18 protein-coding genes are annotated in these 14,670 nt (G+C 70.0%); 8 read left to right on the top strand and 10 right to left on the bottom strand.

Annotated elements, in window-relative coordinates:
- Both R6V09_RS28520 and R6V09_RS28515 read left to right on the top strand, forming a co-directional pair.
- On the top strand, positions 1–1,395 hold a 1,395-nt coding region (locus R6V09_RS28520), incomplete at its 5' end, for a hypothetical protein (RefSeq protein ID WP_317884310.1).
- A 144-nt stretch (positions 1,396–1,539) separates the two neighbouring features.
- The gene (locus tag R6V09_RS28515; RefSeq protein ID WP_317884309.1) at positions 1,540–2,682 is read left to right on the top strand and encodes a N(5)-(carboxyethyl)ornithine synthase; all 1,143 of its coding nucleotides are present in this window, start codon (positions 1,540–1,542) and stop codon (positions 2,680–2,682) included.
- Here R6V09_RS28515 and R6V09_RS28510 read toward each other — a convergent pair.
- From R6V09_RS28510 to R6V09_RS28500, 3 genes are read right to left on the bottom strand one after another with little or no spacing between them, the layout of a single operon-like run.
- Complete coding sequence (locus R6V09_RS28510) at positions 2,679–2,966, bottom strand: hypothetical protein (protein WP_317884308.1); 288 nt, start codon at positions 2,964–2,966, stop codon at positions 2,679–2,681. The two genes, R6V09_RS28515 and R6V09_RS28510, sit on opposite strands and share 4 nt — an antisense overlap.
- Positions 2,967–3,019: 53 nt before the next feature.
- Entirely contained in the window at positions 3,020–3,376 is a 357-nt protein-coding gene (locus R6V09_RS28505) for a PRC-barrel domain-containing protein (RefSeq protein WP_317884307.1), read from the bottom strand.
- Between the two features lie 56 nt (positions 3,377–3,432).
- Positions 3,433–4,299, bottom strand: coding sequence for an HAD family hydrolase (locus R6V09_RS28500; RefSeq protein ID WP_317884306.1), 867 nt, complete (start codon positions 4,297–4,299; stop codon positions 3,433–3,435).
- An 85-nt stretch (positions 4,300–4,384) separates the two neighbouring features.
- On the opposite strand from R6V09_RS28500, the gene R6V09_RS28495 reads away from it, so the two are divergent.
- Positions 4,385–5,284 (top strand): aminoglycoside phosphotransferase family protein, encoded by a 900-nt coding sequence (locus R6V09_RS28495; protein WP_317884305.1) that lies wholly within the window; start codon positions 4,385–4,387, stop codon positions 5,282–5,284.
- Here R6V09_RS28495 and R6V09_RS28490 read toward each other — a convergent pair.
- The 3 genes from R6V09_RS28490 to R6V09_RS28480 all read right to left on the bottom strand — a co-directional run bounded on the left by R6V09_RS28490 (position 5,269) and on the right by R6V09_RS28480 (position 7,661).
- Positions 5,269–5,901, bottom strand: coding sequence for a M15 family metallopeptidase (locus R6V09_RS28490; RefSeq protein WP_317884304.1), 633 nt, complete (start codon positions 5,899–5,901; stop codon positions 5,269–5,271). The genes R6V09_RS28495 and R6V09_RS28490 overlap by 16 nt on opposite strands.
- 77 nt (positions 5,902–5,978) lie before the next feature.
- Positions 5,979–6,671: an SDR family NAD(P)-dependent oxidoreductase gene (locus R6V09_RS28485; protein WP_317884303.1), complete on the bottom strand. Its 693-nt coding sequence runs from the start codon at positions 6,669–6,671 to the stop codon at positions 5,979–5,981.
- A 156-nt stretch (positions 6,672–6,827) separates the two neighbouring features.
- Positions 6,828–7,661 carry a helix-turn-helix domain-containing protein gene (locus R6V09_RS28480; protein WP_317884302.1) on the bottom strand — a complete coding sequence of 278 codons (834 nt, stop codon included), beginning with the start codon at positions 7,659–7,661 and terminating at the stop codon, positions 6,828–6,830.
- Between the two features lie 146 nt (positions 7,662–7,807).
- Between R6V09_RS28480 and R6V09_RS28475 the strand changes: the two genes are divergently transcribed.
- Positions 7,808–8,131, top strand: a complete 324-nt coding sequence (locus R6V09_RS28475; protein ID WP_317884301.1) for a putative quinol monooxygenase — start codon at positions 7,808–7,810, stop codon at positions 8,129–8,131.
- A 10-nt stretch (positions 8,132–8,141) separates the two neighbouring features.
- Here R6V09_RS28475 and R6V09_RS28470 read toward each other — a convergent pair whose 3' ends face one another.
- Entirely contained in the window at positions 8,142–9,128 is a 987-nt protein-coding gene (locus tag R6V09_RS28470) for an LLM class flavin-dependent oxidoreductase (protein ID WP_317884300.1), read from the bottom strand.
- A 298-nt stretch (positions 9,129–9,426) separates the two neighbouring features.
- Between R6V09_RS28470 and R6V09_RS28465 the strand changes: the two genes are divergently transcribed.
- On the top strand, positions 9,427–10,467 hold the full coding sequence (locus tag R6V09_RS28465; protein WP_317884299.1) for a phosphatidylinositol-specific phospholipase C domain-containing protein: 1,041 nt from the start codon (positions 9,427–9,429) through the stop codon (positions 10,465–10,467).
- A gap of 35 nt (positions 10,468–10,502) precedes the next feature.
- Positions 10,503–11,060 carry a GH25 family lysozyme gene (locus tag R6V09_RS28460; RefSeq protein ID WP_317884298.1) on the top strand — a complete coding sequence of 186 codons (558 nt, stop codon included), beginning with the start codon at positions 10,503–10,505 and terminating at the stop codon, positions 11,058–11,060.
- A 3-nt stretch (positions 11,061–11,063) separates the two neighbouring features.
- Here the strand turns inward: R6V09_RS28460 and R6V09_RS28455 are convergent, their stop codons facing one another.
- The gene (locus R6V09_RS28455; protein ID WP_317884297.1) at positions 11,064–11,513 is read right to left on the bottom strand and encodes a hypothetical protein; all 450 of its coding nucleotides are present in this window, start codon (positions 11,511–11,513) and stop codon (positions 11,064–11,066) included.
- Positions 11,514–11,581: 68 nt separating this feature from the next.
- Between R6V09_RS28455 and R6V09_RS28450 the strand changes: the two genes are divergently transcribed.
- The gene (locus R6V09_RS28450; protein WP_317884296.1) at positions 11,582–12,124 is read left to right on the top strand and encodes an MOSC domain-containing protein; all 543 of its coding nucleotides are present in this window, start codon (positions 11,582–11,584) and stop codon (positions 12,122–12,124) included.
- Between the two features lie 31 nt (positions 12,125–12,155).
- Here the strand turns inward: R6V09_RS28450 and R6V09_RS28445 are convergent, their stop codons facing one another.
- Both R6V09_RS28445 and R6V09_RS28440 read right to left on the bottom strand, forming a co-directional pair.
- Positions 12,156–12,815 carry an NADPH-dependent F420 reductase gene (locus tag R6V09_RS28445; protein WP_317884295.1) on the bottom strand — a complete coding sequence of 220 codons (660 nt, stop codon included), beginning with the start codon at positions 12,813–12,815 and terminating at the stop codon, positions 12,156–12,158.
- Positions 12,816–12,921: 106 nt separating this feature from the next.
- Positions 12,922–13,923 carry a zinc-dependent alcohol dehydrogenase family protein gene (locus R6V09_RS28440; RefSeq protein ID WP_317884294.1) on the bottom strand — a complete coding sequence of 334 codons (1,002 nt, stop codon included), beginning with the start codon at positions 13,921–13,923 and terminating at the stop codon, positions 12,922–12,924.
- A 101-nt stretch (positions 13,924–14,024) separates the two neighbouring features.
- Here R6V09_RS28440 and R6V09_RS28435 point away from each other — a divergent pair.
- Positions 14,025–14,670: cupin domain-containing protein (locus R6V09_RS28435; protein WP_317884293.1), on the top strand; the 646-nt coding region annotated here is incomplete at its 3' end.

Genomic DNA, 14,670 nt, shown 5'->3' with positions numbered 1-14,670 from the left:
CCGTCGACGGCGACCGCCCCCGCGCCTTCGCCCTCGCCTCCGCCCTCCGCCTCTCCCCCGGCCATCGCCCGGCTCGCGCGGCTGCTCGTCGGTGGGAATCAGGAGATCCGGAACAAGGACGTACGGAACGTCATCCACCGGCGGGTGCGCGGTGGGCCGAGTTTCTCGGACGGGGAGCTTCAGGCGATCGAGGCGGCGGCGTCCGAGGACCCCAAGTGGCTGAAGACCGTGGGGATTTGCACCCCTGCCGAAGCGCTGGCCTACATCCAGGCGGGTGACTTCCGCAGCTGGCTCCAGCAGCCGGAGGGCAAGCGCCTGCTCGTGGCCACCCTGCGCTGGCAGCAACACGTCGAGGACCGCGGTCAGGGGAAGGCACCGGACAAGCCCACCCGCTCGGACTACCAGCTCGGCCGCCATATGGCCATGCACGCCGAGGGCACCCCGCAGGACGAGAAGGGCCGGCTCACCGGGGAGCGGAACGAGCAGATCTTCCAGACCTTCGTCAGGACCATGCTCCCGCCCGGTGTCAGCGACGCCGTACCGGACGCCGGCAGGCACCGGGACCGGGTCGAGCGCGGTACCGAGCTGCTGACCAAGATCTTCCTGATCCTGAAGGAGGGGCTGAAGGTCTTCAACCCGGAGGCGGGCATCCACGAGGACTTCGAGGACGACGTCGCCCACGCCCTGGCCTACGGCGGACGCGTCAACATCCGCATTCCGCAGCTCGCCGACGGCCAGCACGGCTACGAGCTGCCCCAGTGGCTGCACATCACCAAGGAGAACCGGAAGCCCTGGGAGCCCAGGTCGACGCCCGAGGAGCCGGTGTACCGGCGCGGGTTCGGCACCCATCACATGGAGATCGGCGACAACAGCGCGGACGGGACACGGGGCGACTTCGTGGAGAAGGGCGAGATCGGGGCCACCCTGCAGAACTGGGTCGATCCCCACAGCCACCTCTACGGCCTGCCGATGGCCGTCGGCGGCATGGGGAACGCCGACTACCACGGCGACACCATCCTCCCGAACGAGTCGTACGGGCACATGTTCATGGGATACAAGCCGCCGACCCACAAGCGCGACGGGGCACTTCAGGTCGGAATCGAGACCGCCGGGCCGGGGGGCCGGACCCCCGACGGCTACCAGCACGGTGTGACGAGCAGCGAGAAGAACAACAACCCCGTGAGCCAGTTCGGCGGGCACAAGGACGACAAGATCGGCGCCGACGCTCCCCTCAGGTCGAACCAACGCCTGGTCGATCTGAAGGAGTTCGGCGACTGGGTGCAGAAGCTGAAGGACCTGGAGAAGGACTGGAAGACCGAACTGGCCAAGGCGAAGACCCACGAGGAACGGGCGGCCCTGTACCGGGACCTGATCGGCAGGCGCGGCGGCGCATAGGTAAGGGAATCCGGTCCTGACGTGGACTGGAGTACGGTGGCATTACCGAGCGCACCTCGCACGCCGTCAGCCGTTTCGGCGTCGCCCTCGGGGAACGGCAAGGCCGGAACGTCTGCGTGTCCGGCCGGAAACGAGCCGCCCCACATGAGTCTGATGAGTCTCGGAGTACTTGCCTCCTCCCGCAAGGAGAACGAGTTCCGTCTGCCGCTGCACCCCCGCCACCTCGACCGGATCGATCCGGACCTCCGGGAGCGGATCTACCTCGAAGAGGGCTACGGCGAGCGGTTCGGCGTCGCCGACGACGCGCTGCGACCACTCGTGGCGGGCCTGCGTTCCCGTGAACGGCTGGTCGCCGAGTGCGACATCATGCTGCTGCCCAAACCCATGCACGACGACCTCGCCGAGCTGCGCGAGGGCCAGGTGCTGTGGGGCTGGCCGCACTGTGTGCAGGACGAGAAGACGACCCAGATCGGTATCGACCGACGGCTGACCCTGATCGCCTGGGAAGCCATGAACCACTGGACGTCGACGGGCGCCTTCAGCGTCCATGTGTTCCACAAGAACAACGAGCTCGCCGGGTACTGCTCGGTGCTGCACGCCCTCCAGCTCGGCGGGCTGACCGGCAGCTACGGGCGCCGGCTGCGGGCCTGCGTCATCAGCTTCGGCGCCACGGCGCGCGGCGCGGTCACGGGCCTGGGCGCGATGGGTGTCTCCGACGTCACGGTGCTCACCCAGCGGGCCGCGGCGGCGGTGGCCTCGCCGATGCCGTCGGTCGTGATGGGGCACTTCGAGGAGCAGGAGGACGATCCCTCGCGGCTCCAGGCGGTCACTGGGCTCGGGCCCGTGCCGCTCGCGCAGTACCTCGCCGGGTTCGACATCGTCGTCAACTGCGTCCTCCAGGACACCGACGCGCCGCTGATGTTCGTCAACGACGAGGAACTCGCCCTGTTCCGGCCGGGGACCTTCTTCATCGACGTGGCCTGCGACGAGGGCATGGGCTTCGCGTGGGCCCGCCCGAGCGGCTTCGGCGACCCGATGTCCACGGTCGGGCCGGGCTGTCACTACTACGCGGTGGACCACAGCCCCTCCCACCTCTGGAACTCCGCCACCTGGGAGATCAGCGAGGCGCTCCTGCCGTATCTGCGCACGGTCATGAGCGGGTCCACGGCGTGGGACGACGACGTCACCGTCCGGAAGGCCATCGAGATCCGGGACGGAGTCGTCCAGAACCCGAAGATCCTCTCCTTCCAGCACCGTTCGGCCACGTACCCGCACGCGGGGGTCTAGTCCCGGTTGACGCCGGCGGCCACCGCGTGGCCGATGAAGAGGTAGACGAGCGCGGGCAGCCCGTAGTTGACCACGGTGCGCCAGTCGGCCGAGTGGATGGTGAACAGGTTGTGCGACCAGCCCGAGAGCCAGTTGGCCGCGTGGTGGACCCAGTCGACCGTGCTGTTCGCGGTGTTGGCGTCGAACAGGTAGAGGCCGATCCACAGGATCAGGATCAGTGCCGCGATGTCCGCGATGACGGAGATGACCGTCCCCGCGGGGCTTCCGCCGTAGCGTGTGGACATGCTCAACGGGTGGCCCGGAAAGCCGAGTTGAAACCTCCCGGCGCCAGGCGGCGTCAGCGGCGCGCCAGTTGGCGTTCGCCGCCTGCGCCGGGGCTGTAGGGCAGGCCGTAGTGCTTGAAGATCGCTTCCTCCCGCTCGGCGGGCAGCACGTCGTCGGTGCCCATCGAAGGGGCCTGTTTCACCAGGGCTTTGGGGTAGCCGACCCTGACGTAGTCCGGCCCCAGGATCGCGTCGTCCAGGGGGACGAAGGTGAGCCGGTGCCGCGTGGGCAGTCCGGTGCGGACCGTGGCCATGGCCGGCTCGTCGGTGGCGGTGTTCACGTACACGGCCTCCAGGACACCGATCTTGTGGGACTCCGCATCCACGACAGCGCGCTCGCGCCACTCCCGGACATCCGCTGCCTGCAGCATGTTCCCACTCCTTCTGTACGGTTCCCCCGTGGTCCGGGTACCCGCCATCGGGCTCGTCACCCCGGGTCCCCCACAACTCCCGTATCGCCCGTATCCCCGGGGAAGTGGCGCTCGATCACCTCCGCCACCCCGTCCTCGTCGTTCGAGAGAGTGACGTGGGTGACCGCGTCCAGGACACTCGGGTGGGCGTTCGCGACGGCGTACGACGTGCCCGCCCAGGCCAGCATCGGCAGGTCGTTGGGCATGTCGCCGAAGGCGATCACCTCCGCGGCCGTGATGCCGCGGTCGGCCGCGAAGTGCCGTAGCGCGTGCGCCTTGCTGACGCCCGCGGCGATGGCCTCGACCAGCCGCTCGCCGTTGGAGTGGTAGACGGTGACCAGGTCGCCCAGTTCGGGCGCGGCGCGGGCGAGCAACTCGTCGGCGGACAAGTGCGGGTGGCGGCCGACGAGTTTGGGGGCCGGGCGGTTCCACAGGCCGCTCTCGCCGGGGCGCCGGACGGTGATGTCGGCGTCCCAGGCTCCGGCCTCGTATCGGTCGTCGCCGTGGAGTTCGGTGGCGTGCTCGACCGCGAGGCCGATCTCCGGGATCGCGGCACGGAGCCGGCGGACGGTTTCGGCGAGCGTACGGGGGTCGATGGCGTGCTCCGCCACGACACTTCGGGTGCCCATGTCGTAGACCAGCGCGCCGTTGGAGCAGATGGCCGTGCCGAACGGGCCGAAGGCGTCGGTGATCGGGCCCATCAGGCGGGGCGGGCGGCCGGTGGCGAACACGAACTCGGCGCCGGTGTCCCGGATTCGGGCGAAGGCCTCGACGGTGCGGGCGGAGATGGTCCCGTCGCCGCGGACGACGGTGCCGTCGAGGTCGGTGGCGACGAGCCGGGGGCGGAGGGCGGGTTGAGCCGAGGGCGGCGGCGGGTCGGTCATGTGCGGCTCCTCGCGGAGGCGGGTTTCACGCCGAGTCGATCGGTAACGTGAGGCGATCATCGCGCACTTGTCACTCGGGGGAGATATGACCATCGATTCCGCGCTCGTCGGCCGACTGCTCGCCGCACAGTTCCCGCAGTGGGCCGAACTGCCGCTGACCCTGGTGGAGCAGGCCGGTTCGGATCACGTCATCCACCGGCTCGGCGAGACGATGTCCGTACGGCTGCCCCGCAGCGACTGGGCGGACGGGGAAGCCGCCAAGCAGCACACCTGGCTCCGGCGGCTGGCCCCTCTGCTGCCGCTGCCCGTCCCGGAACCGCTGGGGCTCGGCACACCTGACTGCGGCTACGCGTGGCACTGGTCCGTCACCCGCTGGCTGGACGGGACCACGGCGACGGTGGAGGGCCTTGCCGATCCGGACCTGACCGCCCGTCAACTGGGCGAATTCCTGCGGACGTTGCACGAGATCCCGCCCGCCGGGGCGCTGGTCCCCGGTGTCCACCCCGAGCTGGTCCGTGCCCCGTTGGCCGACCGCGACGAGGCGACCCGTGCGGCGATCGGGGCGGTGGCCGGGGTGTTCGACGCCGCCGCCCTGACCGAGGTCTGGGACAACGCGCTGCGCGCCCCCGCGTGGGAGCGCGAACCGGTCTGGTGTCACGGGGACTTCCACACGGGCAACCTGCTCACTGTCGACGGCCACCTCTCCGCCGTCATCGACTTCGGCGGCGTGGGCATGGGCGATCCCGCCTGCGATCTGGTCGTCGCCTACACCCTGTTGTCGGCCACCAGCCGGTCGGTCTTCCGGGAGGCCGTCGGCCTGGACGACGCCACCTGGACGCGCGGCCTGGGCTGGGCCCTGGCCACCGGGCTGAACGCCCACACGAGTTACGCGGCCACCGAACCCCACGTAGCCCGGCAGACCACCCGCCAACTCACCGAGGTCCTCGCCGAACACGCTGTTCGAGTTGGTCAGGCCGGTCCGTAGATGGCGCTGTCGGCCTTGCTGATCAGTGCCCAGTAGCGGTCGCCGTAGGACCAGTGCCACCACTCGGTGGGGTAGTTGACGAAGCCGGCGCCGCCCATGGACCGGGTCAGGAGGTCGCGATTGCGGCGTGCTTCGTCCGACAGCCCCGGGGCGTCCAGCGGACAGTACTTCTCGTCTCCGGTGCGGTGGCCGTTGACGGCACCACCCATGTCCAGCTCGACGCCATCGGCATCGATGAGCGTCAGGTCGAGGGCCGCGCCCGCGCAGTGCGGCGCCACCTCGACCGGGGAGACGAAGGCGCCGGCCCGCTGCCGCAGGTCGACGGGGTCGGTGATGCCGGAGCTGCGTAGACGGTCCTCGTAGAAGGCGAACCGCCGCGCCTGCTCGGTGCTGCTGCGATGTCCTTCCACGACGAGGAACCTGATGCCGTCGGGAAGTTTCTCCGATGCCGAGCGCAACCGCTTGAGCACGCCGATCCGGATCCGGCCGTATGCCCCTGCCTCGTCCCGTTCCCGGGGGTCCAGCACGATCGCCGGGGCCGAGGCGATCTCCGCGAGAGGTTCGCCGCAGTCCTGCACCGGGATACTGATCACCTTGGGATCACTCAGCAAGATCATGGATCCCGAGCGTAGACGTCGCGGACGCGCGGCGACATCCCGTCCCACGTGCCGCCGGCGTCACCTGCTTCCGAGGTTCACCACGGGAGGTTCCCGGAGCGGTCGACGAACTGTCCCGTCGGGCCGTCCGGGCCGATCGTCGCGAGGGTCACGATGGACTCCGCGCCGTCGGCGACGCTGTGGCCGAGGCCGCCGGTGAAGTCGGTCGCGGTCTGCCCGGGGTCCGCGGCGTTGACCTTCACGTCCTTCAGCTCCTTGGCGTACTGCGTCGTGAGCATCGTGACCGCGGCCTTCGAGGCGCAGTAGAGGGGCAGGGCGTACTGCGACTCGATCCGCGCCGGGTCCTGGGTCATGCCGAAGGAGCCCATCCCGCTGGACACGTTGACGATGACGGGGTTCGGCGACCGGCGCAGCAGCGGGAGGAAGGCGTGTGTGACGCGCACGATCCCGACGACGTTCACGTCGAGCACGGCGCTCATGTCGGCCGCGCTGTACTCCTCGACGGGGCCGACCCTGCCGAGGACGCCGGCGTTGTTGACCAGGACGTCGATCGTTCCCTCGTGCGCGGCGACATCCTCGGCGGCGGCCCGGACCGAGTCGTCGTCGGTCACGTCGATCTGGACGAACCGGGCGCCGAGCGCCTTCGCCGCGGCCAGGCCGCGCTCACGGTCGCGGGCACCGAGGAGGACGGTGTGCCCCGCCTCGACGAGGCGACGGGCGGTTTCAAGACCGAGGGACTTGTTGGCCCCGGTGATGAATGTGGTGGTCATGCTGGCTCCTCCTGGTCCGGACAGCACGGTCGTGCGCTGTTCACGCACTTCATGCTGGGTCGCCGGGAGGGTCGGCGGGAGCTACGGGACTTCCTGGTACGGCGCGTACCACCCAGCGGCCCGGTCCACCGACGCGGCTGCTGGGTACGCGGGCCCTCATCCCTGAGGAGACATCCTCTGGACCCCGATGGCCGCGAGGAGTTCGAGTTTGCTGCGGGCGTCGGTGCCCGGCTGCGGCGTGTACACCACGAGGCGGAGGTTCGTGTCCTGGGTGTTGAGGATGTCGGAGTTCATGGCGATGTCTCCGACATCCGGGTGCCGGACGAGTTTGTGCGCACTCTGGTGTCCGCCCACCGCCCGGCGGCTCCACAACTCGCAGAACCGTGGGCTGAGGTTCAGCCTCGACACCAACGCCGCGAGGTCGGGATCGTCGGGGTAGCGGCTCGTCGTCGCGCGCAGGTCGGCGACGAGGGACTCCTCGAACGCCGCCCGCTCGGCCGCCGTCTGCCGTACCCGGGGCAGCTCGCCCAGGAACTGCCAGACCAGGACGTTGCGGTCGCCCACACCGTGGACCGTGGGATCGCCGAACGTGGCCGCGAACAGCGGATTCCAGTGCAGCAACTGCCAGGTGGCGTCGTAGATCGCCAACGGGTTGCCGGCGAGCTGGTCCACGATCCGGTACAGGCTCCCCGGGATCATGCGCGGAACCCGGGCCGGATCCGCCGCGTGCCCGGCCATGCGCAGAAGGTGGGCATGCTCGTCGTCGGACAGGTGCAGGGCGCGAGCCAGGGCCGAGCAGACCTGCGCCGAGGGCGTCGCCACTCGTCCCTGCTCCAGCCGGACCACGTACTCGACCGAGATGCCGGCCAGCGTCGCCAGCTCCGCGCGCCGCAGACCGGGGACCCGACGGGGTGAGCCGTGTGCGAAGCCCACCGTCGCGGGATCCAGCCGGTCCCGCCACGCCCGCAGCGCGGCACCGAGTTGATCCATGCACACCATCCTCGCGCACACCCCGCCCCGCCGGGTGGTACGCGCTGTACCACGAAGCCCCGTAGCTCCCGCCGACGCTCCCCGGGGCTCAGTGTCGAGTCGTGAACGGCGCACGACCGTGCTGTTCGGAGTCAGAAGGAGCAAGCATGACCACCACGTCGAACCACTACGTCACCGTGCTGTGGGAAGCCCGCGCCAAATCCGGGAAGGAAGCCGCGATGAAGGCGTTCATGACAGCCGCCGTCACCGCATCACGCCACGACGCGGGCAACATCGACTACGACGCCCACCAGGTCGAGGGAGAACCGGGCACGTTCGTCATCTTCGAGCGCTGGGAGAGCCGCGAGGCCCTCGACGGCCACCTGCACGCCCCCCGCATTCAGGACCTGGTGCCCCAACTGCTGGAACTGATGGACGGCGGCATCGAGGACGGGATCCGCTTCCTGCGTCCGTTCCGCCCTGCACGCTAGGCCGACCCGCCTAGCCGAAAGCCGGCAACACCTCCCGCTCGAACAACCGCAGACTCGACCACGCCAACTCCATCGGCATGCCCCCGCACAGCGGATGGAACTGGGTGAACGGCCTTGGCGCGGCCTTCAGTTCGCGCACGAACCGCTCGGGTGTCAGCACCCGGTACTGGTCGCCGCGCCGCAACTCCGCCAGACCGTCGGCCGTACGGAAGGGTGCCGCCACGTCGTCCTGGGCCTGCCAGACCCCGTAGGCGTTGGTCTCGTGCAGGAAGTAGGGCGCCATCCGCTCCCAGCCCTCGTCGGGGTCCTCGGCGAGGGCGACCACCCGGTTCCGTCCGATCGGGCTGGGGCCGGGGTCGGGGCGGCCCAACCTGCCGACCTCGTCCCGGTAGTGCTCCCACACCTCGGGTACGGAGGGCACGAACCCGTCGGCGATCCGGGCCGCCCGCCGCGCCGCCGGTTCGCTGCTGCCGCCGAGCAGCACGGCGGGGCCGCCCGGCCGGTACGGCGCGGGCGTGACGCGCACCGTGCGGCCCCGGTAGGTGAACGGCTCCCCGGTGAACGCCGACTTGAGAGTGGTCACCACCTCGGTGACCCGCTTGGCCCGCTCCTTCATCGGCACGCCGAACATGGCGAACTCCTCGCGCACATAGCCGCCCGCGACGATCAGGTCGACGCGCCCCCGGCTGATGTTGTCGAGCACCGCCAACTCCTCGGCGAGGCGCAGCGGATCGTGGAACGGCGCGATCAACGCGGCGACTAGGAAGCGGACTTGCTTCGTGCGGGCGGCCATCGCCGCGAGCATCTGGACCGGGCTGGGCAGATAGCCGTCCGCCGAGCCGTGGTGCTCGGAGACGGTGATCCGCGTACAGCCGAGCCCGTCGGCCCACTCGGCCATGTCCAGGGCCGCCGCGTACCGGTCCGCCATGGACGTGCCGGCCGACTCGGGGTTGCGGAAGTCGAATCGGAGCGCGAACTCCAGGGCAGGACGATTCATCGGAAGAGAATACGGTTCTCATGAAACGGAACACAACACGCGCGATGCGATAATTAAATTCTCAAGGCATGTCGTCCGGCGGGTCGGCATCACCGTCACGGCCCACGGCCTGGACCTCGACAGGCCACCCTCCGAACTGCTCGCCGGGGTCTCCGACTTGGCCGACCGGATCACCGCCGTACCGGAGCCGGACGTCGCGGAAGCCGATGTTCCTCCAGGGGCTACCCGGGAGTAACCGCTTCGCCCTACGCTGCTGCCGCCACGCTCCAACTAGGCCACGGCGAAGGGGACTTGACCCATGAAGGCGATAAGACGGCTGGCGGCGCTGCTGGGCGCGGTCGGGCTGCTGGTGACCGGGGCCGCGGGCAACGCCCACGCTGCGGCGCCGAAGTTCTCCGAGACGACGACGATCGGCACGCACAACGCGTACGAGAAGGACAAGTACACGTACTGGGCACAGGCGTTGGACTCCGGGGCCTCGCTGCTCGAACTGGACGTCTACGTCGACAGCCTGAGCAAGCGGTGGCGGGTGAGCCACAGCGACCTGTTCTCCAACGACAACAACTGCGAGTACGCGAGCACCCCGGCCGACCTGTACAGCAAGGACCGCGACCAGGATCTCGGCAGCTGCCTGGACAACATGGCCGCCTGGAACACCCTGCACCCGGACCACGCTCCGATCATCGTCAAGGTCGAGATGAAGGTGGGCTTCAACCAGACCATCGGCCTGGGCCCGACCGCGTTCGACACCCTGGTCTCGCAGAAGCTCGGCAGCAGCGTCTACAAGCCCTCCGACCTGCTCGGCTCCTCGTACTCCACACTCGACGCGGCGGCCAAGGCGAACGCGTGGCCCTCCCGTGACGACCTCAAGGGCAAGTTCATCTTCGAACTGATCCCGGGCACGGTCGAGCAGGCCAACCCGTTCGACCACTACTGGACCGACCAGGAGTACGGCGACCATCTGCGCGACCTGTACGCGGCCGGCACCATCGCACAGGCGCAGGCCTTCCCGGCGGCGCTGGGCGCGGCGAACGGCGATCCACGGGCCAGCCGTTGGACCTCGGACACCTCGATCCGCCCCTGGTTCGTGTTCTTCGACGGTGACGCGGCGACGTACGTCAACAACGCCTACGACACGTCGTTCTACTCGACGAACCACTTCATCCTGATCATGACGGACGCGTACGCGGTGGCCCCAGCGATCTCCTCGACGGCCCCCACGGACGCGGAAGTCGCCGCCAAACTGGCACTACTGGCCGCCGACCACGCAAGCGTGATCACTTCTGACTGGTCGGCGAAATCGGCGGCGGTACTCGGCTCGGTGGCAACCAGAAGCTGAGGTTCCGGATCCTGGGGACGGGGCACAAGTCCCCCATGTTGCATGGAATCGACGTAAGCGCGTACCAGTCCACGGCGTATGACACGGACGGCTCCTCCTTCGTCTTCATCAAGGCGACGGAGGGCCGCTCGTACGTCAACCCGAGACTCACCGCCCAGACGAAGACGGGCCGGGACGCGGGACTGGTCGTCGGCTTCTACCACTTCCTGTGGCCCGGCGACATCACGGCCCAGGCGGAGTACTTCGTGAGCAAGTCCCCTGAGAAAGCGGGCGACTTGCTGGCCGTGGACTGGGAGACGACCGGCGACGGCACCCACGCGTCCAACACGGAGAAGGACAGCTTCATCCGCAAGGTGAAGGCACTGCGGCCGGACAACCGGGTCATCCTCTATACGAACCGCAACTTCTGGCTGACCATCGACAAGACGTCCTACGCGGGCGACGGCCTGTGGATCGCCGACTACACGACGGCGGGCAAGCCCCGCATCGAGGCCGACTGGAAGTTCCACCAGTACACGTCCGACCCGCACGACAAGGACGTCGCCGACTTCGCGAGCAAGGCGGCCCTGCAGACGTGGGCGAAAAGCGCCTGAGACTCACTCGGCCCGGCGGCGGATCCCGGCCAACAGGCGGCGCACGCCGACCGCGTGGCCGCCGGTGCCGATGACGAGAAGGCGGTAGACACCGCCGGCCGCGCCCGGGAACACCGCCCGGGTCTCGGCCCGCAACCGGGAGCGCCCGGGAGCGAGTTCGTCGAGCCGGAAGACGAACGCGTAGGCCGAGAACCGGTGGGAGCCGCGCAGGACCAGCTCGCTGCCCGGGGCCGCGCCGACCACCCGGAAGCCGGGGAACACCGAGCCCACCGCCAGTGGCCGCGGCCCGGAGGCCGTACGGTCGGCGCACCCCACCAGCCGCGCGTAACGGGCCCAGCCCGGGCGGGAGTAGGCACGGGCCAGTGTCTCGGTCAGGGCGTGCCAGACCTCGTCGACGCCCGCCGCGACGAGGGTCGCGTGCTCGTCGACGTGGGGCAGGGCATCGACCTCCACCAGGGCCTCCCTTAGGCTCCGAGCTGCGGTCCGACAGCAACCGTAGAGGACGAGGGGAGCTTTCCGACATGGGTGGATCGGTCGTGGCGGTCAGCAGCAACGGGACGTATTCGTTCACCAAGCCGAACCGGGACGGCGTCACGCTGCTCGCGGGGCTGGGGGTGGAGGGGGACGTGCATGCCGGTACGACGGTGAAGCACCGGTCGCGGATGGCGCGGGACCCTTCGCGGCCGAATCTGCGGCAGGTGCATCTCATCCACGAGGAACTCTTCGACGAGGTGCGTGAGGCCGGGTTCGAGGTCGCGGCCGGGCAGCTCGGCGAGAACGTCACCACGCGGGGGATCGATCTGCTGGGCCTGCCGACGGGCACGCTGCTGCGGCTCGGGGACACGGCAGTCGTCGAGGTCACCGGGCTGCGCAATCCCTGCGCTCAGATCGACGGCCTGCGGAAGGGGCTGCTCAAGCAGGTCGTCGGGCCCGGCGCGAACGGGCGGCCGTCCCTGAAGGCCGGGATCATGAGCGTCGTCGTCACCGGAGGTGTGGTGCGGCCCGGCGACCCGGTCGAGGTCGAGTTGCCCGCCGGGCCGCACCTGCCCCTGGAGATCGTGTGAACCGACCCTACGGAGACGTACGAGCCGCGCCTCAGACCTTGAAGTCGCCCGTGCGCTCGGGCGATGCCTCCGCCAGTGCCTTCGTGACCCCGTCCACACCCTCCCGCAGGCCGTAGACCGGCGTGCCGGGCTGCTGGTGCCAGGAGTCGTCCAGGCTGCCCGCGTCGACCGTGTCGAAGCCGAGGTCGTCGATCAGCGCCCTGACCACACGCTTCGCGGCCTCGTCGTCACCGGCGACCGGGAGCGCGAGGCGGTCGGGGGCGCCGGCGGGGCGGTGCCGGTCCAGGATGTCCTGGGCGTAGGTGCCGTTGAAGGCCTTGATGACGGTGTGGCCGATCTGCTCCGCCGTCCAGCGGCTCTCGGTGAGGCCGTCGTCGAGGATGGCGGCGATCCTGCCGTCGCGGCCGGGGTAGTAGTTGCCGGTGTCGATCACCGCGACGCCGTCCGCCGCGTCGTCCAGGAATCCCTTGGGCAGGTTCGGGACGGCCTTCAGCGGGACGGTGACGACGACGACCTCGGCACCGCGTGCCGCCTCCTCCACCGGTACGGGGGTCGCGCCCGTCTCCTCGGCCAGCGCGGTGAGCGTCTGCGGGCCGCGCGAGTTGGCGACGGAGACGTCGTGTCCGAGTGCGGTGAGCCGCCGGGTGAGGTTGCCGCCGATGTGTCCCGCGCCGATGATGCCGATCTTCATGACAGACCCTTCGCCGATCCAGAATCGATGCACACGCATGCTTCTGGGCGCCATCAACCCCGGGCGACGGTCGGCTATTCCGTCCCCTCGGCCGATCGGGCGATCCTCAGATCCGTACGACGATCTTGCCCGTGTGCGCGTTCGACTCCAGCAGCCGGTGAGCGTCCCCGATGCTGTCCAGGCCATCGAGGACTTCGTCGATGATCGGGCGGAAGCCGCCGTCGGCGAGGCCCGCGTCGAGGAACGCGGTGGAGCGGCGACGGCCGCCGGGTGTGGTGGTCAGGGCCATGTTGGCGTAGGTGTGAATCGTGACCGGCCAGTTCCAGGGGATCTCGGCGGGACGCCGGTCCAGCCAGCCGTAGACGACCACCGCGCCACCCGTCACGAGCGCGCCGACGAGCGGTCGGAAACCGGGGCCGCCGATCGCGTCGAAGATCACCTCGACGCCGTCGCCGCCGGTGAGCCGCCGGGCCTCCTTCGCCACGGCCTCCGCACCCGTCTCCCCCGTGACGATCACCTCGGCCGCGCCCAGCTCCAGTAGCCGCTGCCGCTTCGCCTCGGTGCGGGTGGTGGCGAGCGGGATCGCGCCGATGCGGCGGGCGACCTGGATCGCCGCGGTACCGACACCGCTGGACGCGCCGGTGATCAGGACATGGTCCCCCGGCTTGAGACCCGCCGTCTCCAGCAGCGCTCCGTACGCCGTGGTGTACGTCAGCCAGGCCGCGGCCCCCGTGACGGCGTCGACGGTGGCGTGGCGCCGTACGACGGCGGTCTCGGGCAGGACGATCCGCTCCGCGTAGACACCCTGTGCGCCCATCTCGATGCCCGGTCCCGTCAACACCGGGTCTCCTACGGCGAGTTCGGTCACGCCCTCGCCGACCGCGGTGACGACGCCCGCGGCCTCGTAGCCGAGGCGGGAGGCGGGCAGGGACGGCTGGTAGTAGTAAGTGCCGGCGCGGAACAGGGCTTCGGCACGGTTGAGGCCCAACGCCTCTACACGCAGGGCGACTTGACCGGGAGCCGGGTCGGGGACGGTCACGTCCTCGACGCGCAGGACCTCGGGGCCGCCGATTTCATGAAAGAGCACGGTACGTGCGGTGGTTGGCATGAAGTCGACGCTAGGCGGCGGATACGAGACGATCCATGTCCTCCTGTCTCCTATTCATGTCCGTACGTCTATGTCATCAACACGCAGGCTACGGTGCGGACATGGACGTACTGAGTGACGCCGTCGCAGCGATGCGCACCGGGCGACCGCACTCCTCACGCCGGGACAGGTACGCGCCCTGGGGAATGCGTTTCGAGGCCTCGGACGGCGCCGGGTTCCACGTGGTGCTGCGGGGGTCGGCCTGGCTGATCCCGGCGGAGGGCCGGCCGGTGGCGCTCGGGCCCGGCGACGTGGCGTTCCTGGCGCACGGGCGTGGGCACGCACTGGCCAGTGGGCTCGACGTACCGATGGAGGAGATACGGCGGCGCGCGGACGGCACCTGGCCCCAACTACCCTCCCCCGCACAGGAGTCGGGACCGCCCGACGCGGTTCTGCTCTGCGGTGCCTACCTGCTGGACCGGGCCCGCGCCCACCCGCTGCTCACGGAGTTGCCCGAGGTGGTCCATCTGCCGGCCCAGGTCGGGGCCCACCGCTCACTGCGGGCGGCGGTGGAGCTGCTCGGCACGGAACTGGAGGAGCCGCGGCCGGGCTCGGACACCATCGTCAGCTCGCTCCTCGACACCCTGCTGCTGTACATCCTGCGTGCCTGGTGGCTGGAGGGGCGGCACGGCTGCGGGCATCCGACGGGCTGGGCGGCAGCGCTCGCGGACCCGGCGGTCGCGGCGGCCCTGCGGGCGGTGCACGCAG

The sequence above is a fragment of the Streptomyces sp. W16 genome (assembly GCF_033194735.1).
GTDB lineage: Bacteria > Actinomycetota > Actinomycetes > Streptomycetales > Streptomycetaceae > Streptomyces.
The sequence above is the reverse complement of the archived record's forward strand: the minus strand, read 5'-3'. Positions and strand labels throughout refer to the sequence as shown.

Coding starts and splice junctions, on each gene's coding strand:
- R6V09_RS28515 (WP_317884309.1), top strand. CDS start 1,540: ATGAGTCTGATGAGTCTCGGAGTACTTGCCTCCTCCCGCAAGGAGAAC.
- R6V09_RS28510 (WP_317884308.1), bottom strand. CDS start 2,966: ATGTCCACACGCTACGGCGGAAGCCCCGCGGGGACGGTCATCTCCGTC.
- R6V09_RS28505 (WP_317884307.1), bottom strand. CDS start 3,376: ATGCTGCAGGCAGCGGATGTCCGGGAGTGGCGCGAGCGCGCTGTCGTG.
- R6V09_RS28500 (WP_317884306.1), bottom strand. CDS start 4,299: ATGACCGACCCGCCGCCGCCCTCGGCTCAACCCGCCCTCCGCCCCCGG.
- R6V09_RS28495 (WP_317884305.1), top strand. CDS start 4,385: ATGACCATCGATTCCGCGCTCGTCGGCCGACTGCTCGCCGCACAGTTC.
- R6V09_RS28490 (WP_317884304.1), bottom strand. CDS start 5,901: ATGATCTTGCTGAGTGATCCCAAGGTGATCAGTATCCCGGTGCAGGAC.
- R6V09_RS28485 (WP_317884303.1), bottom strand. CDS start 6,671: ATGACCACCACATTCATCACCGGGGCCAACAAGTCCCTCGGTCTTGAA.
- R6V09_RS28480 (WP_317884302.1), bottom strand. CDS start 7,661: ATGGATCAACTCGGTGCCGCGCTGCGGGCGTGGCGGGACCGGCTGGAT.
- R6V09_RS28475 (WP_317884301.1), top strand. CDS start 7,808: ATGACCACCACGTCGAACCACTACGTCACCGTGCTGTGGGAAGCCCGC.
- R6V09_RS28470 (WP_317884300.1), bottom strand. CDS start 9,128: ATGAATCGTCCTGCCCTGGAGTTCGCGCTCCGATTCGACTTCCGCAAC.
- R6V09_RS28465 (WP_317884299.1), top strand. CDS start 9,427: ATGAAGGCGATAAGACGGCTGGCGGCGCTGCTGGGCGCGGTCGGGCTG.
- R6V09_RS28460 (WP_317884298.1), top strand. CDS start 10,503: ATGTTGCATGGAATCGACGTAAGCGCGTACCAGTCCACGGCGTATGAC.
- R6V09_RS28450 (WP_317884296.1), top strand. CDS start 11,582: ATGGGTGGATCGGTCGTGGCGGTCAGCAGCAACGGGACGTATTCGTTC.
- R6V09_RS28445 (WP_317884295.1), bottom strand. CDS start 12,815: ATGAAGATCGGCATCATCGGCGCGGGACACATCGGCGGCAACCTCACC.
- R6V09_RS28440 (WP_317884294.1), bottom strand. CDS start 13,923: ATGCCAACCACCGCACGTACCGTGCTCTTTCATGAAATCGGCGGCCCC.